Raw genomic sequence first — 23,768 nt, 5'->3', positions numbered from 1 at the left:
GGGCCCAGCCTAGTCGCTCGCACTCCAGCCCGAGTGAGCCCGATCACGCAAGGCGGACCTGTCCGCATGCCGACCGCGACCGGGTCCTACCCTGGATGGTGCTTCGCCGACGCAGCCGTACCACTGGACCCCTAAGGACCGCCCCGATGGCTCCCACGCCAGACTTCGAGTACAGCGACCTGCTCCCCCTGGGCGCTGACCCGACCCCGTACCGCAAGCTGACCTCCGAGGGAGTCTCCACCTTCGAGGCGGGCGGCCGCACGTTCCTCCAGGTCGAGCCCGAGGCCCTGCGGCTGCTCACCGCCGAGGCGATGCACGACATCTCGCACTACCTGCGCCCCGCCCACCTCGCCCAGCTGCGGCGCATCCTGGACGACCCGGAGGCCAGCCCCAACGACCGCTTCGTCGCGCTCGACCTGCTGAAGAACGTCAACATCTCGGCCGGCGGCATCCTGCCGATGTGCCAGGACACCGGCACCGCGATCGTCATGGGCAAGCGCGGCCAGAACGTGCTCACCCAGGGCGGCGACGAGGCCGCCATCGCGCGCGGGGTGTACGACGCGTACACCAAGCTCAACCTGCGCTACTCCCAGATGGCCCCGGTCACCACCTGGGACGAGAAGAACACCGGCAACAACCTGCCGGCCCAGATCGAGCTGTACGCCACCGACGGCGACGCGTACAAGTTCCTCTTCATGGCCAAGGGCGGCGGCTCCGCCAACAAGTCGTACCTGTACCAGGAGACCAAGGCCATCCTGAACGAGGCCAGCATGCTCTCGTTCCTGGAGCAGAAGATCCGCTCCCTCGGCACCGCCGCCTGCCCGCCGTACCACCTGGCCATCGTGATCGGCGGCACCAGCGCCGAGTTCGCGCTGAAGACCGCCAAGTACGCCTCGGCGCACTACCTGGACCACCTGCCGACCTCGGGCAACGCCAGGACCGGCCACGGCTTCCGCGACCTGGAGCTGGAGGCCAAGGTCACCGAGCTGACCCAGAAGATCGGCATCGGCGCCCAGTTCGGCGGCAAGTACTTCTGCCACGACGTCCGCGTGGTGCGCCTGCCCCGCCACGGCGCCTCGCTGCCCGTCGCGATGGCCGTCTCCTGCTCCGCCGACCGCCAGGCGCTCGGCAAGATCACCGCCGAGGGCGTCTTCCTGGAGCAGCTGGAGACCGACCCGGCGAAGTACCTGCCGGACACCACCGACGAGCACCTGGACGACGACGTGGTGCGGGTCGACCTCGACCAGCCGATGTCCGCGATCCGCGCCGAACTCTCCAAGTACCCGGTGAAGACCCGCCTCTCGCTCACCGGCACCCTGGTCGTCGCCCGCGACATCGCCCACGCCAAGATCAAGGAGCGCCTGGACGCCGGCGAGGGCATGCCCAAGTACCTGCAGGACCACCCGGTCTACTACGCGGGCCCGGCCAAGACCCCCGAGGGCTACGCCTCCGGCTCCTTCGGCCCGACCACGGCCGGCCGGATGGACTCCTACGTCGACCAGTTCCAGGCGGCCGGCGGCTCGATGGTCATGCTCGCCAAGGGCAACCGCAGCAAGCAGGTCACCGACGCCTGCGCCCGGCACGGTGGCTTCTACCTCGGCTCCATCGGCGGCCCGGCGGCCCGCCTCGCCCAGGACTGCATCAAGAAGGTCGAGGTCCTGGAGTACGCCGAGCTCGGCATGGAGGCCGTCTGGCGCATCGAGGTCGAGGACTTCCCGGCGTTCATCGTGGTGGACGACAAGGGCAACGACTTCTTCCGCGAGACGACGGAGGGCCCGCTGATCACCAACCTCCGGGTCCGCTCCAAGGAGTAGCCCCCGCCGCCACGGCGTAGCCCGTACGCCCCCTGACCGCCCCGTCCGCCCCTGCGGCCGGGGCGGTTTTCCTCGCAACCGGTACCGGAATCCCGTACCGTAGACGTACGGCTTTCCGGTTCGGACAGGAGGCGGATCGATGGCGATCAGCGCAAGCGAGGCCCGCACGCAGCTCTTCCCGTTGATCAAGAAGGTCAACGACGACCACGCCCCGATAAGAATCACCTCCAAGAGCGGCGACGCGGTCCTCATGTCGGCCGAGGACTACGACTCCTGGCAGGAGACGATCTACCTCCTGCGCTCACCCGCCAATGCCCGGCGACTCATGGAGGCCGTCGCCCGCGACAAGGCGGGAGATCCGGGGGTCACCAGGACGATGGAGGAACTGGCGGCCCTGGCGGGCGAGGTGTGAGGAGCGTCCACTTCGACCCGGACGCCTGGGAGGACTTCCTGTTCTGGCTGGGATCGAACCGGAGAATGGCCCAGCGGATCACCCGCCTGATCGGCGAGATCCAGCGCGATCCGTTCAACGGGATCGGCAAGCCGGAACCCCTGAAGGGCGACCTGGCCGGCTACTGGTCACGCCGGATCGATGACGAGCACCGACTGGTGTACCGGGCCGACGACAAGGAAGTGAAGGTTCTCAAGGCCCGCTACCACTACCAGTAGCAGCAGCCGCGCGGGCGGGGGCTCAGGCGTCGAAGTCGTACTCCAGGACGTAGGAGGCGGCGTCCAGGATCATCTCGTTGAGTTCGACCACCTGCCCCTCGTCGGCGAAGGCGGTGCGGCAGATCAGGATCACCGGGGTGCCGGCGGACAGTTCCAGGCGGGTGGACTCCTCCGCACCGGGCATCCGGGAGCGGACCTCCTCGCGGAAGTGCACGGGCTTGGCGCCGATCTCGGCCAGCCGGGCGTAGGTGCCGCCCGGGCCGGTGTCCTCGCGGGTGATCGCGGTGCCGGCCACCAGGCCGGCCGGCAGGTACGACGTCGAGAGCAGCACCGGCTTGCCGTCCAGGACGAAGCGGCGGCTCCGCACGCACATCGGGGCGCCCGGGTCCACGCCCAGCACCCGGGCCACGTGCTCGGGGGCGCCCTGTTCGGTGACGGACACCTGGTCGACCACCAGGGTGCGGTTGTCGATGTCCGCCGACCATATCGACCGGCCGGACCCCCACTGCCCCTGCGCCAGCCGCTGGATGCCGCGCCGGCGCAGCGGCCGGAAGTCCCGGACGAACACCCCCGCGCCGCGGCGCGCCTCGGCGATGCCCTCGCTCTGCAGCACCCCCAGCGCCTGGCGGGCGGTCATCCGGGCCACGCCGTACTCGTCCATGAGGTCGTTCTCGCCGGGCAGGCGGTCGCCCGCGCCGTACCGGCCGGTGTCGATGGCCGCCTTCAGCGCCTCGGCGATCCGCTGGTACTTGGGGCGTTTGTCGCCAGTGCTGCCGGTCATCGCCGCTCCCTCTGCCTCGGACCAAATCGTAGGCGCGCCCGCGGCCGCTAGTAAGCAGATACGACCGTTGACATCTCTAGAGATATTAGCTTCTCTAGAGATGCTGGCCAGTCGCCTCCCAGAGCGAGGAGCACAGCGGTGAGCATCCGACAGCGCAACGCCCCGGCCTACCGACCACACGTGGGTGAACTCGTCCTCGACCGGAGGACCGGACGCACCGGCATCTACATGGACACCATCGGCGGCGAGCACTACCTGCGCCCCGAGGGCGGCGGTCTCGAATGGGCCGTCGAACCCGCCCACGTCTCACCCGTTCCCGGGCCACGCGAATCGGCTGAATGAGTTCGGCGTCGATAATTCCGGCGAAATCCCCACGAACGGCTACATTCCGGACTTCGCAATCCCTGCGGTGAATCCGGAATTCCGGAACGCCCCGCGGCCGCCCGCCGGGCACGTTACGGATAACGCCGGTCACCATGCGTGCACCGGGGACGGGAATCGGCCACCGATCCGCCGGGGTACGAACTGGCGCGTACACCACCACACGTGCCCCCGCGCCCGGACGGGGGCACGGGGGCACGGGAGAGGAACGGCTTACGGGTGGCCGCCGACGACGCTCTCCGGCACGTACTTCTTGCCCGGCTCACCAGTGGCCGGCTCGGTGGATTCCTCCACGTGCTCGGCTTCGTCGCCGAAGAGGGCGCCCTCGATATCAGCCTTCTGGGTGTCGGTCGGCGCGGCGTACTCGGTCGGGTTCGAGGCCGCGGTCACCGCGCCCTCGACAGCCTTGCCCGCCTCCACAGCGGCGGCCGGGGCCTCGGTCTTCGCCGCGTTCTCGGGCGCCGACGCCACCGGGGTCTCGCTCTGGTCGTTGGCCATGGGTCGGCCGCCTTTCGGTCATCAAATGTGTCCAGCCCGGCCTCTGTGGCGCGGGCGCGCGGACAGTATCGTAGGGTTGATTAAATGTCCGATAAACATCGTGTGGCTTGCGCTGCCGTCCGGCAGAGTCGGGCGTCCGCCTAAGCTGAAGCACCGCGGCAGACCGCCGAGCGCCCTTTCACGGAAACGACACCACAGGCCATCGGGGGACTTCATGGAGTTTCGGGAGACGCCGCAGACCCCTGCGCTGCGCTTCCAAGTCCTCGGTCCGGTCCAGGCCTGGCTCGACGGCAAACCCCTCTCTCTCGGATCCCCGCAACAACAGGCCGTTCTGACCACCCTTCTGCTGCACTCCGGTCGCCCGGTCACCACCCAGGACCTGGTCAACGCACTCTGGGGAGAGCGGCCTCCCGCCCAGGCCGTGGCCGCGCTCCGCACCTATGTCTCCCGCCTCCGCTCCGTCATCGAGCCCCGGCGCGAGGTGCGCCGACCCGCCGAGCTGCTCGTCTCCGTCGCTGACGGCTACGCGCTCCGCATCCCGGCTGACGCCCTCGACCTGACGGTCTTCGAGCGGCTTTCCGCCGAGGCCGCGGCCGCCCGGACCTCGGGCGACAAGCACGAGGCGCACCGCCTCCTGGTCCAGGCGCTGGACCTGTTCAGCGGCCGTCCGCTCACCGGTATCCCCGGCCCCTACGCCGACACCCAGCGGCTGCGCCTCGCCGAACGCCAGGTGGCCGCCGCCGAGGAACTCTGCTCGGCTGCCCTCGACATCGGTCTGCACGCGGAGATCGTCGGTGAGCTCAACAGCCTGACGGCCGAGCACCCGCTGCGCGAGCGCCTGCGCGAGCTGCTGATGCTGGCGTTGTACCGCTGTGGCCGGCAGGCCGAGGCGCTCGGCGTCTACACCGACACCCGCAAGCTCCTGATCAAGGAGCTCGGTGTCGAGCCGGGCACCGGCCTCTCCGCGATGCACAACCGCATCCTCGCGGCCGATCCGGGCCTCGCGCTCCCCGCCGCCGCCCTGGCCGCCCGCGAGGACAGTCCGACCGCGCCCCCGGCTCCGGCCCAACTCCCCGCCGATGTCTCGGACTTCAGTGGACGTTCCGAGCTGGTCGGCGATCTCTCCAAGGTTCTGATGAACGCCACCGGCCAGGCCGTGGTGGTCACGTCGCTGGCCGGTATCGGCGGGGTCGGCAAGACCACTCTCGCGGTGCACGTCGCCCACCGCGTCCGCGCCGAGTTCCCGGACGGACAGCTGTACGTCGACCTGCGCGGGGCCGGGGCCTCCCCAGCCGACCCGGTGGTCGTCCTCGGTGACTTCCTGCACGCGCTCGGTGTCACGGAGAACCCGGACTCGCTCGAACAGCGCGCCGCCCTGTACCGCTCGCTGCTCGCCAACCGGCGGATGCTCATCCTGCTCGACAACGCGCGCGACGCCGAGCAGATTCGACCTCTCATCCCGGGCGTCTCCGGCTGCGCGGTGCTTGCGACCAGCCGGTCCCGGCTGGCCGGCATCCCGGGCGCCCAGCTCTTCGACGTCGAGGAGCTGACCCCCGCCGAGGCCTTGGCACTGTTCTCCGCCATCGTCGGCGAGCAGCGGGTCGCCGCCGAGCCGGAAGCCGCCATGAAGGTGGTCACCGCTTGCGGCTTCCTACCGCTGGCCGTCCGCATCGCTGCCGCCCGGCTGGCCAGCCGCCCGCGCTGGAGCGTCTCCGACCTGGCCAGTCGGTTAGCCGATCAACGACGGCGGTTGGACGAACTCCAGCTCGGCAACCTGGCCGTGGAGACCACCATCGGGCTCGGCTACGGACAGCTGTCCACGGACGAGGCCCGCGCCTTTCGGCTGCTCGCCCTGATCGACTCGCCCGACATTCCGCTGGCGGCCGCCGCGGCGCTGCTCGGCGTGGACGAGTACACCGCCGAGGACCTCGCCGAGGCGCTGGTCGAGGCGAACATGTTGGAGTGCTTCACCCCGGGCCGCTACCGCTACCACGACCTGCTCCGGCTCTACGCTCAGCGGCAGAACGAGCGGATCGGGGACACCGGAGAGCAGGAGCGGGCGGTGTTGCGGCTGCTCGACCTGCTGATACCGACGGTGCGGAACGCGGCCCAGGTCATCGAGCCGGACGACCCGTTGCCCGAACTGCTGACCACGCCCACGTCTCCGGGCCTCGACCTGCCGACGAGCCAGGCGGCACAGGACTGGCTCGGTACCGAGGGCGGCCTGCTCCTCAGCACCGTCGAGGCCGCCGCGAGCGGCCCCGGCGTGCTGCAGCGCGCCGCCGTCGACCTGTTGAACTACCTGATCAGCATCGATCCGGACCCGACCCGGGGCCCCCGAGCGCTGCGGACCCTGGACGCGATCGGCGAGGACGCGCAGCGCCGCGACGACTCGGCCGCGCTCGCCCGGGTGTACTTCGCCCGCGGCACCCTGCAGTCCGTCACCAGCGACTTCCAGGGCTCGGAGCAGTCCTTCCGCCGGAGCCTGGACCACCAGGCGCCGGACGAGCCGACCGTCATCCTGCTGGCCACGGCCAACATGCTGGGTGTCATGCTGAACGTCGGGAACCGTCCGGCCGAGGCGCTGCCCTTCCTGGAGCAGGCGCGGGCCACCAGTCGGGCCGTCGGCGCGCCTGTCCTGGAGGCACGGGTAGTCAGCAACATGGCCCGGGTGCAGCACCGGCTCGGCATGACCGAGACGGCGATCCGCTCAGCCGAGGACGGCGTCGCCGCCGCACGGGAGTCCGAAAACGGTCCGCTGCTCGCCCAGACGCTCTACCAACTGGGCGTGGTGCTCTCCGGCATCGAGGCCGTCCCCCATCTGCGCGAGGCCCACCGGCTCTACCAGTCCCAGCGCAACCCCCTCTGGGAGGGGTACACCCTGGCCCGCCTCGCCTCCGCGCTGCTCGCCTCCGGGCAGCACACCGAGGCCGCCGAAGCCGCCGGCGAATCGCTCGCGATCGGTCAGGAGATGGACTCCGCCTTCTGCCAGGGCCTGGCCAACGCCGCACTGGGCGAGGCGCTGCTCGCCCTCGCCCAGCCCGCTCGCGGGCTCGCGTGCCTCCAGGAGGCGCACGCGATCTTCACGCGGCTCGGTGTGCCCGAGGCCTCCCCCGTGGCGGACCTCATCTCCCAGCAGCACACCGAGCCCATCTCTCCCCCGGCGCCGTAAGGCCTCCGCTCCCCCTCGGAGCACCTCCCCCGAACCGCGCGTCGGCGCTCCCGCAGCCCCCCGGCTGCGGGAGCGCCCTCAACGCTTCCCCGGCGCTGGACTCCACTGTGCACCCCGCCGATTGACGTTCGATAAACGTCCGATAGTCGGCCGGCGGCTCCGAGAAACCGCAGGTCAGCGCCGTCATCCCGGCGTCACCCCCGGCGCTCCGTACGGCGCGCGGCCCCTCGCGCACCACCCCGACCCACACCGCCGTGCTTCCGCAACCCCGGCCACATCGACCCAAGCACGACGAGTTGGCCGGAAAGGGACCCCATGGCGCGGTGATCGCGCATATTCTCAGATGCCAGTACGCACACGAGTGTCCGTCGCCAACGCGCCGGGGTGCAGTCGGTCCGCGTGCTGCGGGGAGTGTGACACGCCGCCACCGGCGGCGGCCCGGGAGGCCGCCGAGAGCCGACCGGAGGCACGGGTGGAAGGGTGCCTCTCAACGTGACGACCGGACGGATATCCGACCCGTTCCCCGTCGGCGAGGACGCCGGGGACGACGAGCCCGAGGTACGGCGGCGCCGGGCGGCGCGGGCCCTGCAGGCGGTCGCCTTCGACACCATCGGCGCGGGGTACGGGGAGGCCTTCCCCGCCAAGGACGGGCAGCTGGCCTGCGGCCGGCGTCTGGTCGCCGAGCTGGAACCGGGCGCCCGGGTCCTGGACGTGGGCTGCGGCACCGGGGAACCGACCGTCCGCCAGCTGACCGGAGCCGGGCTGCGGGTGACCGGCGTGGACCTCTCCGACGTGATGCTCACGCTGGCCCGGCAGTCGGCGTCCCCCGGCGCGATCCCGCCGGTGTTCCATCGGATCGACCTGTACGATCTGGCCACCGAGCGCGCCGAACGGGTCTGGAACGCGCCCGCGCTCGGACCGGACGGCCACGGCACCTTCGCCGCCGTCACCGCGTTCTTCACGTTGATCCTGCTGCCGCAGGACGAGATCCCGACCGTGCTCCGGCGGCTACGCGAACTCCTGCGACCGGGCGGACTGCTGGCGCTCGGCATGGTCGAGGCGGACCTGGATCACGTTCCGCTTCCGTTCCTTGGCAGAGAGCTGCGGATCAGTGGGTATCTGAGGGAGGATCTGGAGCGGGTCCTGGTCGCGTCCGGCTTCGCCGTCGAGGAGTGCTCGGGGCATCCGTACGCGCCGGCCAGCACCTCGCTGCCGCCGGAGGAACAGCTGTTCCTGTGCTGTCGACGCGTCGGCTGATCGACCGACCGGCCCAGAACTCCCCATCGACCCCACCGAATCCAGGACAGGCAGCCGTGCGCGACCAGCTCAAGACCGAGGCGGAGCAGCCGCCCGCCGTCCCGGGCCGGCGCCGCCACGTCCCGGCCCAGGCACCGGCACCGGCACCGGCTGCGGCCCCGACCCAGGCACCGGCTGCGGCTCCGGCCCCGACCCAGGCATCGGCCCACGCCCCGGCCCCAGCACCGGCCCACGCCCCCGCCCCGGCTCCCGCGAAGCCGTCCGCCACCGCCACCCGGCCGGAACGGGCCGAGGTGGCGGACCGCCTCGCCTACCTCGACTCGGCGACCCGGCGGATCAACAGCGCCCTCGACCTGGCCGCGACGCTGCGCAACATCGGCCGGGTGCTGGTCCCGACGCTGGCCGACGCCGCCGTGGTCCACCTGCGCGACCCGCTGCCCAACGTCGAACGCGAACCCGGCTTCCCCGAGGAGCTGCGGATCCACCACAGCACCGGCACCAGGATCGGCCGCCGCGGCCGCCCGGGGGGCTTCGACGACCGGCGCCGCTCCCGCTTCGGCGCCCGCTCGACCGCCGACAGCGGACCCGCCGTCCCCGTCACCCGGGGCGGGGCGCTCGCGCACGCCCTGCTGAGCCGCCGCCCCGCCGAGCCCGCCGTCCTCGGCACGCCCGGTGCCGAACGCACCGAGGTGCTGCTGCGCGAGCTGTACGGCACCCGCGGGGTGGCCCGGCTGGCGGCGGGCACCTCCGTCCTCGCCCTCCCACTGCGCGGCCGCAAGGCCGTCCTCGGGCTGCTGGTGCTGATCCGCCGTCCTCCCGAACGCAGCGGCCGCCCGGTCTTCGACGCCGCGGACACCGCGACCGCCGCGCACCTCGCCACCCAGGCCGGGCTGGCCGTGGACACCGCCCTGCGGTACGCCCGCGAGTGGGAGATAGCCAACGAACTCCAGCGCAGCATGCTGCCGTTGCGGCTGCCGCAGCCGCACGGCGTCCGGCTCGCCCAGCGCTACCTGCCCGGCGAGCGCGGCGCGCAGGTCGGCGGCGACTGGTACGACGCCATCCCGCTGCCCGGCAACCGGGTGGCCCTGATCGTCGGCGACGTGATGGGCCACTCGCTCACCTCGGCCGCCATCATGGGCCAACTGCGCACCAGCGCGCAGACCTTGGCCGCCCTCGACCTGCCGCCGCACGAGGTGCTCTACCACCTGGACGAGCAGGCCCAGCGGCTCGGCCGCGAACAGCACCTGGCGACCTGCGTGTACGCGGTCTACGACCCGATCGCCAACCGGGTGGTGCTGGCCAACGCCGGACACGTCCCGCCGGTGCTGGTCCGCCCGGACGGGACGGCCGAGGTGGTGGAGCTGGACTCCGGGGCGCCGATCGGGGTCGGCGGGGTCGACTTCAACTCGGTCGAGCTGCCCGCGCCGCCCGGCTCGGCGCTGCTGCTGTTCACCGACGGCCTGGTGGAGACCCGCAGCCGAGCGATCAGCGACGGCCTGGAGGTGCTGCGCGCCCGGATCGCCGCCGCCCGCTGGCAGTCCCCCGAGCAGCTGTGCATGGAGGCGCTGCGGATCCTGCCGCCCGGCGACCGCGGCGACGACATCGCCCTGCTCGGCGCCTGCTTCGACGGCATCCCGGCCGGGGACGTCGCGCACTGGTACCTGCAGCCGCGCAACGAGACGCCCGGCCGGGCCCGCCGGCTGGCCGCGCACACCCTGCGCCGCTGGGGGCTGGACGAGCTCAGCGAGGCGACCGAGCTGATGGTCAGCGAGCTGGTCACCAACGCCGTCCAGCACGCGACCCGGCCGATCACGCTGAGCCTGGTGCGCACCACCCGGCTGCGCTGCGAGGTCGGCGACGACAGTCCGCTGCTGCCGCGCCCGCGCCGCACCGGGCCGGAGGACGAACGCGGGCGCGGGCTGCAGATAGTGTCCAGGTGCGCGGACCGCTGGGGCGCGACCCGGCTGGGCACCGGCAAGGTGGTCTGGTTCGAGCAGCGGCTGCCGCAGCCGTAGCCGGCCGCGGCAGCCCCGGCCTCAGACGGCGACCGGCTCCTTCGCGGGCTGCTCCGCCAGGCGCGCGATCAACTGCTCGCCCTCCATGTCCACCTTCGGCACGACCTTCTCCAGCCGCTTCGGGAACCACCAGGCGGCCTTGCCGAACAGCGCCATCGCGGCGGGCACCAGCGCCATCCGCACCACGAAGGCGTCCACCAGCACGCCCACCGCGAGGGCGAAGCCGATCGGCTGGACGATCGGGTCGTGGCCGAAGACGAAGGCCCCGAACACCGAGACCATGATCAGCGCGGCCGCCGTCACCACCCGGGCGCCGCCCTTGACCCCGCCCACCACCGCCTCGCGCGGCGCCTTGCCGTGGACGTACTGCTCCTTCATCCCGGAGACCAGGAACAGCTCGTAGTCCATCGCCAAGCCGAACAGCACCCCGATCAGCAGGATCGGCACGAAGCTGACCACCGGACCGACCTTGGGCACGTCGATCACGCCGTCCAGCCAGCCCCACTGGTAGACCGCGACCACCGCGCCGAGCGAGGCCCCGATGCTGAGCAGGAAGCCCAGCACCGCCTTGAGCGGCACCAGCACCGAGCGGAAGGCCAGGGCGAGCAGCACCAGCGCGATCGCGACGATCACCCCGACGAACGGGGGCAGCGCCTGGCCGAGCTTGGTGGAGACGTCGATGTTGGCGGCCGTGGTGCCGGTGACGGCGATGTCCGCGCCGGTCGCCGCCTTCAACTCCCCGCGCTGGTCGCGGATCTCGGTGACCAGCGCCTTGGTGTCCGCGTGGTCCGGGCCGGTCTGCGGGATGACGGGGACGAGCGCGGTCCGGCCGACCTGGTCGACCTGCGGCGGCAGCAGAGTCCTGACGCCCTTCAGGGACTGCAGCTTCGCCGCCACGCCCTGCACCGCCTGGTCGGGCCGCGGGGCGTCGTGGGCGTCCACGACCACCACCAGCGGGGCGTTGAAGCCTGGTCCGAAGCCGTCGCTGACCAGGTCATACGCCGTGCGCGCGTCCGTCCCGACGGCCTGTGAGCCGCCGCCCGGCAGTCCGAGGTTCAGGCTCGCCGCGGGCACCGCCAGGGCGCCCAGCCCGGCCAGGCCGACCAGCAGGACGGGCAGCGGGCGGCGGACCACGAAGCGGGCCCAGCGCTCGCCCATGGTGGTCCGCCCGCTGGTGCGCAGCGCCCGCTTCCAGACCGGGAGCCGGTCGATCGCGCGGCCGACGAAGCCGAGCACCGCGGGCAGCAGCGTGATCGCGACCAGGACGGCCACCACGACCGCGCCGGAGGCGGCCAGGCCCATCACGGTGAGGAACGGGACGCCGGCGACGGCGAGTCCGGCGAGCGCGACGACCACGGTCAGCCCGGCGAAGACGACGGCGCTGCCGGCCGTCGCGGTGGCGCGGGCGGCGGCCTCCTCCGGTTCCAGCCCCTCGTCCAGGTGGCGGCGGTGGCGGAACAGGATGAACAGCGCGTAGTCGATCCCGACTGCGAGGCCGACCATCAGGGCCAGCACCGGCGCGGTGGTGATGATCCGGAACGAGCCGGTCAGCGCCAGCAGTCCGGCCATCGACACCCCGACGCCGACCAGCGCGGTGAGCAGCGGCAGGCCGGCCGCGACCAGGGTGCCCAGGGTGATCACCAGCACCACCCCGGCCACCAGCAGGCCGATCGACTCGGAGCCGCCCTCGATCTGGGCGAACCTGTTGTACGCGTCGCCTCCGAAGGCCACGTCCAGGCCGGCCGCGCGGACCGGTTCGGCGGCGGCCTTGACGGCGTCGCGCTGCCGGTCGGTGATGTCGGCGAGCTTGTGGTCGAAGGAGACCAGGGCGATCGCGACCCGGCCGTCGGACGAGACGGCGCCGGTCGCGTAGGGATCGGGCACCGCGGCCACGCCGGGGACGCCGGCGATCCGGCCGACCGCCTCGCCGACCGCCTTCGCGGCCTCGGGCGTGGTGGCGCCGCCGGGCGCCGGAGCGGCGAAGACGACCTGGGCGGAGCCGTGGGCCTGCGCCGGGAAAGTGTCCTTGATCCGGTCCAGCGTGGTCTGCGCCTCGGTGCCGGGCACCGTGAACTCGTCGCTGGTCTTGCCGGCGAAGGCGCCCGCGGCCCCGCCGATCGCGATCAGCACGGCGATCCAGACGGCCAGGACGGTACGCCGCCGCCGGAAGCAGAAGCGGCCCAGTCGGTACAGGTAGGTGGCCATGGGCGGTCCTCGGAGTCGGTCAGGGCAGGTCGCGTTCCACCGTACGCTCAAGTTTGTCGAGTGACAAAGTTGGTCGACCGGATCATCCGACCAGATCGTTTGACACAGTTGGCCGACCATGGCGCTACCCTGGCTGGATGGCTCACGTCCCCGCCTCCGAACGCCGCCCGCAACTGGTCCAGGCCGCCCTCGACCTGATGGCACGGGAAGGGGTCGCCGCGGGCAGCACCCGCGCGATCGCGGCCGAGCTCGGGGTCGCCCAGGCGACGGTGCACTACACCTTCGGCACCAAGAAGGACCTCTACCGGGCCGTGGTGGAGCAGCTGACCTCCGAGGCGATCGGCCAGGTGCGCGCCGCGACCCCGGGCGACGGGCCGTTCGGCGAGCAGGTCCGCACCCTGGTCTACGCGCTCTGGGAGGCCGCCACCGGCGAGGAGGGGCGCTGCGTGCTGCTCAGCGAGTTCGGGGCGCTGGCGATGCGCGACCCGGACGTGCGGGAGATCATGCTCGGGCTGCAGCGCGAGATCGAGGGCACCGCCACCGAGATGCTCACCGCCCTCGCGGCCGCCCACGGGCTGGCCCTGGCGATGCCCGCGCGCGAGATCGCCGTCCACTTCCTCAGCGGCTTCGACGGACTGACGGCCCGCCACCTCGCGCTGCGCGGCGCCGACGGTCGAGCCGAGGCGGACACCCTGCGGGCCCTGGACCTCCTGGTCGCGACGACGGTGGGGCTCTGCCTGGGCGCCCCCGCCGTCCGGCCCGAACCGCGCTGGCACGGGGAGCCGCACCCGGCCCGGGCCGATCAGGACTGAACCGCCCCCCGACCCCAGCCGGTCCCGGCCCCGAGCCGGTCAGGCCTCCACGATCCGGACCGGCAGCTCGACCAGCACCTCGCGCAGCGCGGCCGCGAAGCGCTCGTACTCGGCGCCGCGCGCCGAGCCCGGGCGGACGGCCAGCCCGATCCGGCGCCCCGGCGCCGGGGCGGCGAAGCGCACGGCGGCCAGCCGGTCGGTGCGCCCGGCCTCGACGTCCAGCGCGGTGGCGGGCAGCAGCGTCACCCCGAGGCCGCCGGCGACCAGCTGCACCAGGGTGGACAGGCCGGCCGCGCGGGTGGTGGAGCCCGCCGGATCGGCGCCGACCTCGCGGCAGATGTCCAGCGCCTGGTCGCGCAGGCAGTGGCCCTCCTCCAGCAGCAGCACGTCCAGGTCGAGCAGCACGTCGCGCGGCACGTCCACCCGCCCGGCCAGCGGATGGCCCGGCGGGGTGACCAGCACGAAGTCCTCGTCGAACAGCGGGATGTCCGTGGTGGGCGAGCTCCCGCCGGCCGGGAGCGCCAGCAGCAGGACGTCCAGCCGCCCGGCGGCCAGGCCCTCCAGCAGCGAGGGGGTGCGCTCCTCGTGGACGTGCAGCTCCAATTCCGGGAAGCCGTCCCGGACCAGCCGCAGCACGGTGGGCAGCAGGTAGGGCGCGACGGTCGGGATGACACCCAGGTGCAGCGGCCCGGTGAACGGGCGGCGGGCGGCCTCGACCTCCTCGGTGAGGGCCTGCAGCGAGGCCAGCACCCGGCGGGCGTGCCGGTGCACGCGCTCCCCCAGCGGAGTGACGATCACCCTGCGCGTCGTACGCTCGACGAGCTGCGCGCCCAGCGACTCCTCCAGCGCCGCGACCGCCCCGGACAGCGCGGGCTGGCTGGTCCCGGTGGCGGCGGCGGCCTCCCGGAAGTGCCGGTGCTCGGCCACCGCGACGAAGGCCCGGAGCTGGGCGACGGTCGGGGTGCGGGGTCCGCGGCCTGTGGCGCTCGCCACAGCCTGGCCGGCCTTCGCGGCGGAGGCCCGGCGGGTGCCCGGCCGCGACGTGGGGGATTCGGTACTGATAGCAACCTCCGATCAGACACATCCAGTCTAGCTATTTCCCTGATCAGTCCACGATGTGGAATTGTGATCCGTGTCCGGAATCCGGACAAAGCTCCCCTCAACTCACTTCAGGAGAAGCGAACGTGCTCACGATCGGTGACAAGTTCCCCGAGTTCGACCTCAAGGCCTGTGTCGACCTCGACGCCGCGAACGCCTTCGCCGACATCAACCACAAGTCCTACGAGGGCAAGTGGAAGGTCGTCTTCTTCTGGCCGATGGACTTCACCTTCGTCTGCCCCACCGAGATCGCCGCGTTCGGCAAGCTGAACGACGAGTTCGCGGACCGCGACGCCCAGATCCTCGGCGTCTCCGGCGACTCCGAGTTCGTGCACCACGCCTGGCGCAAGGACCACAAGGACCTGCGCGACCTGCCCTTCCCGATGCTGGCCGACGTCAAGCACGACCTGATGCGCGCCTGCGGCGTCGAGGGCGAGGACGGCACCGCCCACCGCGCCGTGTTCATCGTGGACCCGAACAACGAGATCCAGTTCGTCATGGTGACCGCCGGCTCCGTCGGCCGTAACCCCAAGGAGGTCCTGCGCGTGCTGGACGCCCTGCAGACCGACGAGCTGTGCCCGTGCAACTGGAACAAGGGCGAGGACACCCTCGACGCCCAGGCCCTGCTGGCGGGCTGACCCATGGCCCTCGACGACCTGAAGGCCGCCCTCCCGGACTACGCCAAGGACCTCAAGCTCAACCTGGGCTCGGTCATCGGCAACTCCGACCTGCCGGCCCAGCAGCTGTGGGGCACCGTGCTGTCCTGCGCGATGGCCACCCGCAGCCCCGGCCTGCTGCGCGAGCTGGAGCCCGAGGCCAAGGCCAACCTCTCCCCCGAGGCGTACACCGCCGCCAAGGGCGCGGCCGCGATCATGGGGATGAACAACGTCTACTACCGGACGCTGCACCTGCTCTCCGACAAGGAGTACAGCACGATGCGGGCCGGTCTGCGGATGAACATCATCGGCACCCCGGGCGTCGAGAAGGTCGACTTCGAGCTCTGGTGCTTCGCGGTCTCGGCCATCAACGGCTGCGGCCAGTGCCTCGACTCGCACGAGGCCGTCCTGCGCAAGGCCGGCGTCGAGCGCGAGGTCATCCAGGCCTCGATGAAGATCGCCGCCGTCCTGCAGGCCGTGGCCGGCGTCCTCGACTCCGAGGCCGCCCTCGCCGCCGTCACCGCCTGACGCACCCGGCACCCCGAGCGGGCCCCTCCCGGACACCACGTCCGCGAGGGGCCCGCCGCCGTTTCCGCCGGGCGCCCCGCGCTCCGCTACAGTGCTGGGCGATCCGTACACGACATTCGGTCCGAGGGGGCCCGCGGTGTCCGACCGACCGTCATCCGGCTTCCGAGCGAGTCCCCACGAACTCCGGCAGACCGGCGGCAGGGCCGTCGAGACGGCGTCCGCGATCCCCGGCGAGCTGAAGGCCCTGGTCGACGCCTCGCAGCAGTCCGCGGCCGGCTTGTCCGGCCTCCGGTGCGGCGCCGCCCTCGCCGACTGCACCGACGCCTGGAACACCCTGGTCGCCGGCCTGCACACGAGGATGAGCCACCAGGGCCGGGGGCTCCTCGACGCGGCCGACGGGTACGCGGACACCGACCGGCGGATCAGTACGGCCTTCGGCCCGGACACCCGCACCGCCACGCCGAGCCCCACCGGCTCCCCCGGCCCCACCGCGGCGCAGCGGCGGAACTTCGTGCTGCACTTCGGCTAGGGGGAGCCGCGTGGACCTCGCCACCCTGCGCGACACCGACCTCGCCCACCTGTACGCCGCGGCCGACGCCTACGACAGGCTCCACGGTGCCCTGCGGCGGCACGCGCAGACGTGGGGCACCACCGTCGACCACCGCACCGCCGCCTCCGACTGGTCCGGGGCCACCGCCGACGCGGCCCGGCCAGCACTCCACCGCACCACGGGCGAACTGGGGGCCGCCCGGAGCGAGGTCGGCCTGGTCGGCCGCTCCCTGCGCACCGGAGCCGACGCGCTGGCCGTCGCCCAGTCCACCCTGCGCAAGGCGCTGGCCGACGCGCGGACCGCCGGCATGTCCGTCGACGACCGCGGCACCGTCTCCTGGCCACCCGCGCACCCCGCCGACCAGGACGGCCAGCAGGACGAGGAGGACCGCGCACGGACCGCCGGGCAGCTGGCCGCCCGCATCACCACGGCCCTCGCCGAGGCCGACGCCGTCGACCGGGCGCTCACCGCCCGGCTCCGCCACCACACCGGCCGCGCCCGGGACGGCACCGGCCTCGACCCGGCGACGGCCGCCGGTGACCGGCTCGACCCCGGCCTCCTCCCGGACGCCCTGCTGCTCGGCGCCGTCCCGGACGCGGACGCGTCACCGGCCGAGGTCAACGCCTGGTGGAACGGGCTCCCCTCCGACGAGCGGCAGTGGCTGATCACGGCGCACCCGGACCTGGTCGGCAACCGTGACGGCGTGCCCGCGGCCGCCCGGGACCAGGCCAACCGGATCCTCCTGCCCAGGCTCATCGCCGCGTACGAGCGGGGCGACCACGCGTCCGACCCGGACGAGGAGCTCAAACTGAACGGGTTCCGGAGCATCGCCCGGCGGCTGCGCGACTCGGACGGAACGCACCCGCCCGTCCTCCTGCTCGGCATCGGGGGCGAGGGGCGGGGCCGCGGCATCCTCTCCTTCGGCGACCCGGACACCGCGGACGACGTCACCTCGCTGGTCGGCGGCCTGGGCACCGAGCTCCAGCGCATCGGCGGCGGCGACGCCACCCGGGCGAGGGCCGTGTACGACGCGGCCCGACGCGCCGACCCGACGCGCTCGACGGCGTCGATCGCCTGGCTGGGCTACGACGCACCGCTCTGCGCCGCGGAGACCCTCGACCTCGGACGCGCCCGGGGCGGTGTCGACGCCTACCGCAGGTTCCTCGAAGGGCAGCGCGCCTCGCACCAGGGCCGGCCGGCCCATGTGACGGCGCAGGGACACAGCTTCGGTTCGCTCCTGGTCGGTCTCGCGGCGCGGAAGCCCACCGGGCTGGCGGCCGACGACCTCGTCCTGGTCGGCAGCCCCGGAACGGACGCCTTCCACGCCTCCGACTTCTCCGTCGGCGCCGATCACACCTATGTCGGCGCGGCCGGATGGGACTACGTCTCCCACACCGGCTGGTACGCCAGGGATCCGGCGAGCGCCGAGTTCGGGGCCCGGCGCTTCGCCGTCGGCGCCGGGGCCGCGGACGGCACGGCGCACTCGTCCTACTGGGACGACGGGCCCGGCGACGACCGCACCTCGGTCGACAACATCGGCAGGATCGTGAGCGGGCACGGCAGCCGGATCACCGGGGCGCCCGGGCGCCGTGGCTGAACCCTCCGGCGAGCGGGGATCCGGCCGGCGGCCGTCGCCCGGACGACGCCGACGGCGCAGGTCCCCCCCCCGGACCGGCTTCGGCGCACCGTTGCGGGTTCGGGGGCCGGTGCTGCCCGCCCTACTCCGTGGCCGGCGCCGGGCGGGCGGCGGAAGCCGGCTCGGCGGAAGCCGGCTCGGCGACCGGTCCCGGGGTGGCGGCGGCGGTGCGTTCGGCGGCTTCGCGGGCGGCTTCGAGGGCGGTGAAGACGGCCTGGCCGGCCTCGTTGCGGCGGCGCAGATGGGTCACCACCGTGTTGGTGACGGCGATCAGCGGGACGGCGACGACCGCGCCGCCGATGCCGCCGATGATGCCGCCGGCCGCCACGCCGAGGACCACGCCCAGCGGGTGCACCCGGACGGCCCGGCCGAGGATCAACGGCTGCAGGATGTGGCTCTCGACCTGCATCACCGCGATCAGCAGCACCAGCACCATCAGCGCCGTCCACGGGTTCTGCGTGACCAGCGCGATCAGCACCGCGACGGTGCCGGTGACCAGCGCGCCGACCAGCGGGACGAAGGCGCCCAGGAAGATGATCACCGCCAGCGGCATCGCCAGCGGCACGCCCAGCAGGTCGATGCCGATCCCGATGCAGACCGCGTCGATGAAGGCCACGCACACGGTGCCGCGCACGTAGGCGGTGAGCGTCGCCCAGGCCTTCGGTCCGGCGCCGGCCATCGCGAAGCGCGAGTTCCGGGGCAGGCCGCGCAGCGCCCAGGACCAGATCCGCTCGCCGTCGTAGAGGAGGAAGAAGGTGGTGAAGAAGGTCATCAGCAGCGCGGTCAGGACCTCGACGGCGATCTGCGCGCCGGTGATCGAGGCCGAGGTGAGCTGATCGGTGTTGGTGGTGATCGCCTTGGTGATCTGGTCGGCGAAGTCCTTGATCTGCTGCTGGGTCAGGTGCAGCGGGCCGGTGATCAGCCAGTCCCTGAGCTGGTTGACACCGTCCTTGACCTGGGCGGTCACGTTCGGCAGGTTGGTGCTCACCTGCCAGACCACGAACCAGCCGACCAGTCCGATCCCGGCCAGGCCGCTCAGGAACACCCCGCCGGCCGCCAGCGAGCGCGGCGCCCCGCGCCGGCGCAGCCAGGACACCGAGGGCTCCAGCAGGGCGGCGATCAGCAGCGAGGCCAGCACCGAGAAGGCGACCAGCCGCAGCATGTCGACCACGTAGAAGACCACGTAGAGCGCGGCGCCGAGCAGCAGCAGCCGCCAGGTCGACTCGGCGGCCACCCGCAGGCCCCACGGGACCGCCTCGGCGGGAGTGGCGGGCCGGCCCGGGTGGTACTCCCGGCCGAGCCCCGCGTGCGCGCTGGCGGTGGGCACGGCCCGGGTGGCGGGCGCGGAAGTGCCGGAGGGGGCTGCGGCCGCACCCGCCGGCTCCGGCGCCGGGTCGGCCCGGGGCACCGGCACCGGGCCGGGCGTCTCGACGGCCGCCGGTACGCGCCCCTCGGTGAACACGTGCCCCTCGGCGAGCGCGGGGACGGCGAGTTCGTGCGGGTCGGCCGCCATCGCGGCGCGGCGGCGCCGTTCGATCACGGCGGCCGCGCTCGCCACCACGGCCATGCCCTTGGCCACGGCCTTGAAGGCCTTCCCGCCCCGCGCCATCCTCGCTACCACCGCTCCGCTGCCCGGTCCGCCGTGCCCGGCGGTACGCCGCGGGTCCCGCCGCGGCCGTCAGGGATGACGCTACCCGGCGTGGGTGCGGCCCGTCCGGCCACCGCCGGGTTCGATGCGCCCACCCCAGTCCGACGACTGGGACAAATCACCATGTTCCAGGTGGTTTCGGATGCACTTCGCTGGGGAGGACACGGGACGAGACCCGGAGACCACAGCCCCGGGAGCATCCGAAAGCCAACCGCCGGCGGACCGGCCGGTGCGGGAAGCAACCAGGACCCCTTCCCGCGCCCCGCGTCCGCAACCAGGACCGCACCGCCCGAGAGCGCACTGGTCAGCGCAGCCCGGGCGGCGCGGTTCGCTCGTGCCGGCCGCCCGCGGCGCCGGCCCCCCGAAAGCGACGGCCCCCGGTCGCCCACCCTTCCCGGGGCGGGCGACCGAGGGCCGCACGGAGTGCGCCGCCGCAGCGGCGGCCTCCTAGTACCAGTTGTGGGCCTGCCAGAACGACCAGGCGCCGCAGGGGCTGCCGTAGCGGCTGTTCATGTAGTTGAGGCCCCACTTGATCTGGGTGGCCGGGTTGGTGCGCCAGTCGGCGCCGACCGAGGCCATCTTCGAACCGGGCAGCGCCTGGACCAGGCCGTACGCGCCGGAGCTCTTGTTGGTCGCGGTGTAGTCCCAGCCGCTTTCGCGCTTCACGATCTGGCTGAAGCACTGGAACTGCGCGTCGTTGCCGACGATCTGCCGCGCCAGGTCCTGGACCGAGCCGGGGCTGACCGAGACGGCGGGGGCGCTGTCGTCGACCGCGGTCATCGCCGAACGGGCCTTGGACCGGTTCGCGGCCTCGGCGGCCTTGCGCTGGTCGTCGGCGGCCTTGGCGGCCTTCTCCGCGTCGGCCTTGGCCTGGGCGTCGGCCTTCGCCTGGGCGTCCGCGGCGGCCTTCTGGCGCGCGGCCTCCTCGGCGGCCTTCTGCTCAGCGGCGGCCTTGGCGGCGGCGTCGGCGGAGGCCTGCTGGGCGGATGCCTGCTGGCCGATGTTGTCACTGATGGTCTGCGCCTGGGCGCCAGAGGGGACTTCGGCAAGCAGGGTCGCGCCGGCGGCGACATCGACCGTCTGCGTGGTCTTGCCCTCGCTGCCCGAGGCCATGCCGACGACGGCACCGACAGCGGTGACGGCGGTGGCGGAGGCCACAGCAACTCCCCGGACCGAGATCCGAGTCACATGGATTCCTTCCAGCATCGCCCACGCGTGACCGTGCGGGCGCAACATGCCCCTTGGCACGGACCTCCGCACGGTGCTCTGGTCACGGGAGGTGCTGGCCCGGCGTCCGGCCGAGGTGAGGCGACCGGGCGTTGGAATCGGGCGGCGTACGGCTCATCGGTGTTCAATTGTGCGTCCACCGACCGGAGTTGGCGGACCTTCCGGGCCTGACTCCCGGAGTCCGGAAGCCCTGCCGCGCCGTACGCGGGGCCTGACAGAACCCTCACCATGCCGCACCGGGCGCTGTCGACGCAATTCCCGCCCGCGTGGCGCATGTCACATTCACCGTACGGAAGTTCCCCGGACGGAAAGCACTCGATGTGATGAAACGGGCGGGGCCCGCTCCATCAGGAGCGGGCCCCAGGGCGCGAGTTGACCGTATTGTCCGACTATGTCCCGATCAGGGGTGGATCACGGGTGGATGTCCTCCAGCATCTCCGTGACCAGCGCCGCGATCGGCGAACGCTCCGAGCGCGTGAGCGTGATGTGCGCGAAGAGCGGATGCCCCTTCAGCTTCTCCACCACCGCCACCACGCCGTCGTACCGGCCCACCCGGAGGTTGTCCCGCTGCGCCACGTCGTGGGTGAGCACCACCCGCGAGCCCTGGCCGATCCGGGACAGCACCGTCAGCAGGACGTTGCGTTCCAGCGACTGGGCCTCGTCCACGATCACGAAGGCGTCGTGCAGCGAACGGCCCCGGATGTGGGTCAGCGGCAGCACCTCCAGCATCCCGCGGGAGATGACCTCCTCGATCACGTCCGGGGTGGTGACGGCGGAGAGGGTGTCGAAGACCGCCTGCGCCCAGGGGCCCATCTTCTCCGCCTCGGAGCCCGGCAGGTAGCCGAGCTCCTGGCCGCCGACCGCGTACAGCGGCCGGAAGACCATCACCTTGCGGTGCTGCCTCCGCTCCAGCACCGCTTCCAGACCCGCGCACAGCGCGAGCGCCGACTTGCCGGTGCCGGCCCGGCCGCCCATCGAGACGATGCCGATGTCCGGGTCGAGCAGCAGGTCCAGCGCCACCCGCTGCTCGGCGCTGCGCCCGCGCAGCCCGAACGCCTCGCGCTCCCCGCGCACCAGCCGGACCCGGCCGTCGCCGGTGACCCGGCCGAGCGCGCGGCCGCGCTCCGAGGTGAGCACCAGTCCGGTGTGGACGGGCAGCTCGTCCGCCCCGTCGACGTCCACCGCGACGTCGTGGCCGGCCGAGAACAGCGCGTCCACCTGGTCGGCGGGGACGTGCAGTTCGGACATGCCCGTCCAGCCGGAGGTGATCGCCAGCTCGGCCCGGTACTCCTCCGCGAGCAGGCCCACCGAGCTGGCCTTGATCCGCAGCGGCAGGTCCTTGGAGACGACGGTGACGTCGTAGCCCTCGGCCTGCAGGTTGCGGGCGACCGCCAGGATCCGGGTGTCCGCCTCGCCGCCACCGGCCCGGTAGCCGACCGGCAGTATCGACACGTCGGAGTGGTTGAGCTCGACCCGGATGGTGCCGCCGAGTTCGCCGACCGGGATCGGCTCGTCGAGCCGGCCGTGGCGGATGCGGTAGTCGTCGAGCAGTCGCAGCGCCTGGCGGGCGAAGTAGCCCAGCTCCGGGTGGTGCCGCTTGGCCTCCAGCTCGGTGACGACCACCACCGGGAGGACGACCTCGTGCTCCTCGAAGCGGGTCATGGCGAGCGGGTCCGCCAGGAGCACGCTGGTGTCGAGAACGTACGTGCGCCGGTCTGGTGTCCGGCGGCTCTTGGAACTGACCACTAGGCCTCCAGAGCGGATGACCCTGCGTCATCCGCGGCAAGCCGGCCCCGCTGCCCCGGTGGCCTCGGAGCCGGTCTGACCGGAGTATTCCCAGGCGGGGGGCGGTGCATTCGCGCCCCCGGCGAACTGACGGATCATTGCCGGTGAACGTTTGGCCTCACGAGGCGGCCGGGTACGCCAGCCCTACGGCGGTCACTTCGCTCCGCGCCGAGCCCCCCGCCCGAGCGGGACTTACAGGCCCAGCCGTCGGTGGCGCTGCTCGTAGGCGCGCAGGGCGCGCAGGAAGTCGACCTTGCGGAAGGCCGGCCAGTACGCCTCGCAGAAGTAGAACTCGCTGTGCGCGCTCTGCCAGAGCAGGAAGCCGGACAGCCGCTGCTCGCCCGAGGTGCGGATGATCAGGTCCGGGTCGGGCTGGTTGCGGGTGTAGAGGTGCTCGGCGATGTGCTCGACGGTGAGGATCTCGGCCAGTTCCTCGATCGAGGTGCCGCGGCCGGCCTGCTCCTGGAGCAGCGAGCGGACGGCGTCGGCGATCTCGTGCCGTCCGCCGTAGCCGACCGCGACGTTGACGGTGATGCCGTCGATGTCGGCGGTCTCCTCGGCGGCGCGCTTGAGCACGTCGGCGGTGTGCTGCGGGAGCAGGTCGAGTGCGCCGACCGGGTGGACCCGCCAGCGGCGGGCGGCGGCCAGGCCGGTGACGGCGTCCTCGATGATGCCGAGCAGCGGGACCAGCTCGTCGGCCGGGCGGTCCAGGTTGTCGGTGGAGAGCATCCAGAGGGTGACGACCTTGACGTGGGTCTCGTCGCACCAGCCGAGGAACTCGCTGATCTTGTCGGCGCCGCGCTGGTGTCCGTACGCGGTGGAACCGCCGGCGGCCTTGGCCCAGCGTCGGTTCCCGTCCAGGATCACGCCGATGTGGTGCGGGGTGCGCGCGAGGTGGACCTCGACCCGGCGGCCGTAGAGCCCGTACATCCCGCCCAGCAGGGTGCGCAGCCCCGGCGTCCGTTCGGCGACATCGCGCAGACCCATGTTTTCCGGACCCCTCCGTACTCGTTCAGCTGGTGCGTCACCACCCCGG

At 72.8% G+C, this 23,768-nt stretch carries 20 protein-coding genes; 12 read left to right on the top strand and 8 right to left on the bottom strand.

Going from position 1 to position 23,768, the window contains the following annotated elements; translation table 11 throughout:
• Positions 1-146 precede the first annotated feature (146 nt).
• The 3 genes from ACZ6Y7_RS13750 to ACZ6Y7_RS13740 all read left to right on the top strand — a co-directional run bounded on the left by ACZ6Y7_RS13750 (position 147) and on the right by ACZ6Y7_RS13740 (position 2,483).
• The gene (locus ACZ6Y7_RS13750; RefSeq protein WP_465758104.1) at positions 147-1,814 is read left to right on the top strand and encodes a fumarate hydratase; all 1,668 of its coding nucleotides are present in this window, start codon (positions 147-149) and stop codon (positions 1,812-1,814) included.
• Positions 1,815-1,953: 139 nt separating this feature from the next.
• Entirely contained in the window at positions 1,954-2,226 is a 273-nt protein-coding gene (locus ACZ6Y7_RS13745; protein WP_465758103.1) for a type II toxin-antitoxin system Phd/YefM family antitoxin, read from the top strand.
• A complete protein-coding gene (locus ACZ6Y7_RS13740; RefSeq protein WP_465758102.1) occupies positions 2,223-2,483 on the top strand; it encodes a Txe/YoeB family addiction module toxin in 261 nt (86 codons plus the stop codon). The genes ACZ6Y7_RS13745 and ACZ6Y7_RS13740 overlap by 4 nt, the downstream gene beginning before the upstream one ends.
• 22 nt (positions 2,484-2,505) lie before the next feature.
• Here the strand turns inward: ACZ6Y7_RS13740 and ACZ6Y7_RS13735 are convergent, their stop codons facing one another.
• Positions 2,506-3,264: a GntR family transcriptional regulator gene (locus tag ACZ6Y7_RS13735; protein WP_465758101.1), complete on the bottom strand. Its 759-nt coding sequence runs from the start codon at positions 3,262-3,264 to the stop codon at positions 2,506-2,508.
• Between the two features lie 138 nt (positions 3,265-3,402).
• On the opposite strand from ACZ6Y7_RS13735, the gene ACZ6Y7_RS13730 reads away from it, so the two are divergent.
• A complete protein-coding gene (locus tag ACZ6Y7_RS13730; RefSeq protein ID WP_465758100.1) occupies positions 3,403-3,606 on the top strand; it encodes a hypothetical protein in 204 nt (67 codons plus the stop codon).
• A 252-nt stretch (positions 3,607-3,858) separates the two neighbouring features.
• Here ACZ6Y7_RS13730 and ACZ6Y7_RS13725 read toward each other — a convergent pair whose 3' ends face one another.
• Positions 3,859-4,143 carry a hypothetical protein gene (locus ACZ6Y7_RS13725; protein ID WP_465758099.1) on the bottom strand — a complete coding sequence of 95 codons (285 nt, stop codon included), beginning with the start codon at positions 4,141-4,143 and terminating at the stop codon, positions 3,859-3,861.
• Positions 4,144-4,357: 214 nt separating this feature from the next.
• Here ACZ6Y7_RS13725 and ACZ6Y7_RS13720 point away from each other — a divergent pair, with 214 nt between their 5' ends.
• The 3 genes from ACZ6Y7_RS13720 to ACZ6Y7_RS13710 all read left to right on the top strand — a co-directional run bounded on the left by ACZ6Y7_RS13720 (position 4,358) and on the right by ACZ6Y7_RS13710 (position 10,587).
• On the top strand, positions 4,358-7,315 hold the full coding sequence (locus tag ACZ6Y7_RS13720) for an AfsR/SARP family transcriptional regulator (RefSeq protein ID WP_465758098.1): 2,958 nt from the start codon (positions 4,358-4,360) through the stop codon (positions 7,313-7,315).
• A gap of 585 nt (positions 7,316-7,900) precedes the next feature.
• The gene (locus tag ACZ6Y7_RS13715) at positions 7,901-8,572 is read left to right on the top strand and encodes a class I SAM-dependent methyltransferase (protein ID WP_465758380.1); all 672 of its coding nucleotides are present in this window, start codon (positions 7,901-7,903) and stop codon (positions 8,570-8,572) included.
• A 56-nt stretch (positions 8,573-8,628) separates the two neighbouring features.
• Positions 8,629-10,587, top strand: a complete 1,959-nt coding sequence (locus ACZ6Y7_RS13710; protein ID WP_465758097.1) for an ATP-binding SpoIIE family protein phosphatase — start codon at positions 8,629-8,631, stop codon at positions 10,585-10,587.
• Positions 10,588-10,608: 21 nt separating this feature from the next.
• Here ACZ6Y7_RS13710 and ACZ6Y7_RS13705 read toward each other — a convergent pair whose 3' ends face one another.
• Positions 10,609-12,792: an MMPL family transporter gene (locus ACZ6Y7_RS13705; protein WP_465758096.1), complete on the bottom strand. Its 2,184-nt coding sequence runs from the start codon at positions 12,790-12,792 to the stop codon at positions 10,609-10,611.
• Between the two features lie 137 nt (positions 12,793-12,929).
• Between ACZ6Y7_RS13705 and ACZ6Y7_RS13700 the strand changes: the two genes are divergently transcribed.
• Positions 12,930-13,604: a TetR/AcrR family transcriptional regulator gene (locus ACZ6Y7_RS13700; RefSeq protein ID WP_465758095.1), complete on the top strand. Its 675-nt coding sequence runs from the start codon at positions 12,930-12,932 to the stop codon at positions 13,602-13,604.
• A gap of 39 nt (positions 13,605-13,643) precedes the next feature.
• On the opposite strand, the gene ACZ6Y7_RS13695 is transcribed toward ACZ6Y7_RS13700, so the two are convergent.
• Positions 13,644-14,597: a LysR substrate-binding domain-containing protein gene (locus tag ACZ6Y7_RS13695; protein ID WP_465758094.1), complete on the bottom strand. Its 954-nt coding sequence runs from the start codon at positions 14,595-14,597 to the stop codon at positions 13,644-13,646.
• Positions 14,598-14,788: 191 nt separating this feature from the next.
• Here ACZ6Y7_RS13695 and ACZ6Y7_RS13690 point away from each other — a divergent pair, with 191 nt between their 5' ends.
• From ACZ6Y7_RS13690 to ACZ6Y7_RS13675, 4 genes are all read left to right on the top strand, one after another.
• The gene (locus ACZ6Y7_RS13690) at positions 14,789-15,340 is read left to right on the top strand and encodes a peroxiredoxin (RefSeq protein WP_402219314.1); all 552 of its coding nucleotides are present in this window, start codon (positions 14,789-14,791) and stop codon (positions 15,338-15,340) included.
• Between the two features lie 3 nt (positions 15,341-15,343).
• Positions 15,344-15,886: an alkyl hydroperoxide reductase gene (locus ACZ6Y7_RS13685; RefSeq protein WP_402219317.1), complete on the top strand. Its 543-nt coding sequence runs from the start codon at positions 15,344-15,346 to the stop codon at positions 15,884-15,886.
• 136 nt (positions 15,887-16,022) lie between these two features.
• The gene (locus ACZ6Y7_RS13680) at positions 16,023-16,415 is read left to right on the top strand and encodes a WXG100 family type VII secretion target (RefSeq protein ID WP_465758093.1); all 393 of its coding nucleotides are present in this window, start codon (positions 16,023-16,025) and stop codon (positions 16,413-16,415) included.
• A 10-nt stretch (positions 16,416-16,425) separates the two neighbouring features.
• Entirely contained in the window at positions 16,426-18,033 is a 1,608-nt protein-coding gene (locus ACZ6Y7_RS13675; protein WP_465758092.1) for an alpha/beta hydrolase, read from the top strand.
• Positions 18,034-18,154: 121 nt separating this feature from the next.
• On the opposite strand, the gene ACZ6Y7_RS13670 is transcribed toward ACZ6Y7_RS13675, so the two are convergent.
• From ACZ6Y7_RS13670 to ACZ6Y7_RS13655, 4 genes are all read right to left on the bottom strand, one after another.
• A complete protein-coding gene (locus tag ACZ6Y7_RS13670; protein WP_465758091.1) occupies positions 18,155-19,681 on the bottom strand; it encodes an AI-2E family transporter in 1,527 nt (508 codons plus the stop codon).
• 486 nt (positions 19,682-20,167) lie between these two features.
• Positions 20,168-20,908, bottom strand: coding sequence for an aggregation-promoting factor C-terminal-like domain-containing protein (locus ACZ6Y7_RS13665; RefSeq protein ID WP_465758090.1), 741 nt, complete (start codon positions 20,906-20,908; stop codon positions 20,168-20,170).
• A gap of 450 nt (positions 20,909-21,358) precedes the next feature.
• Positions 21,359-22,693, bottom strand: a complete 1,335-nt coding sequence (locus ACZ6Y7_RS13660; protein WP_402219330.1) for a PhoH family protein — start codon at positions 22,691-22,693, stop codon at positions 21,359-21,361.
• 231 nt (positions 22,694-22,924) lie between these two features.
• Positions 22,925-23,719 carry an isoprenyl transferase gene (locus tag ACZ6Y7_RS13655; RefSeq protein ID WP_465758089.1) on the bottom strand — a complete coding sequence of 265 codons (795 nt, stop codon included), beginning with the start codon at positions 23,717-23,719 and terminating at the stop codon, positions 22,925-22,927.
• Between the last annotated feature and the right edge of the window lie 49 nt (positions 23,720-23,768).

This window comes from Kitasatospora sp. NPDC053308 (assembly GCF_055585785.1).
The sequence above is the reverse complement of the archived record's forward strand: the minus strand, read 5'-3'. Positions and strand labels throughout refer to the sequence as shown.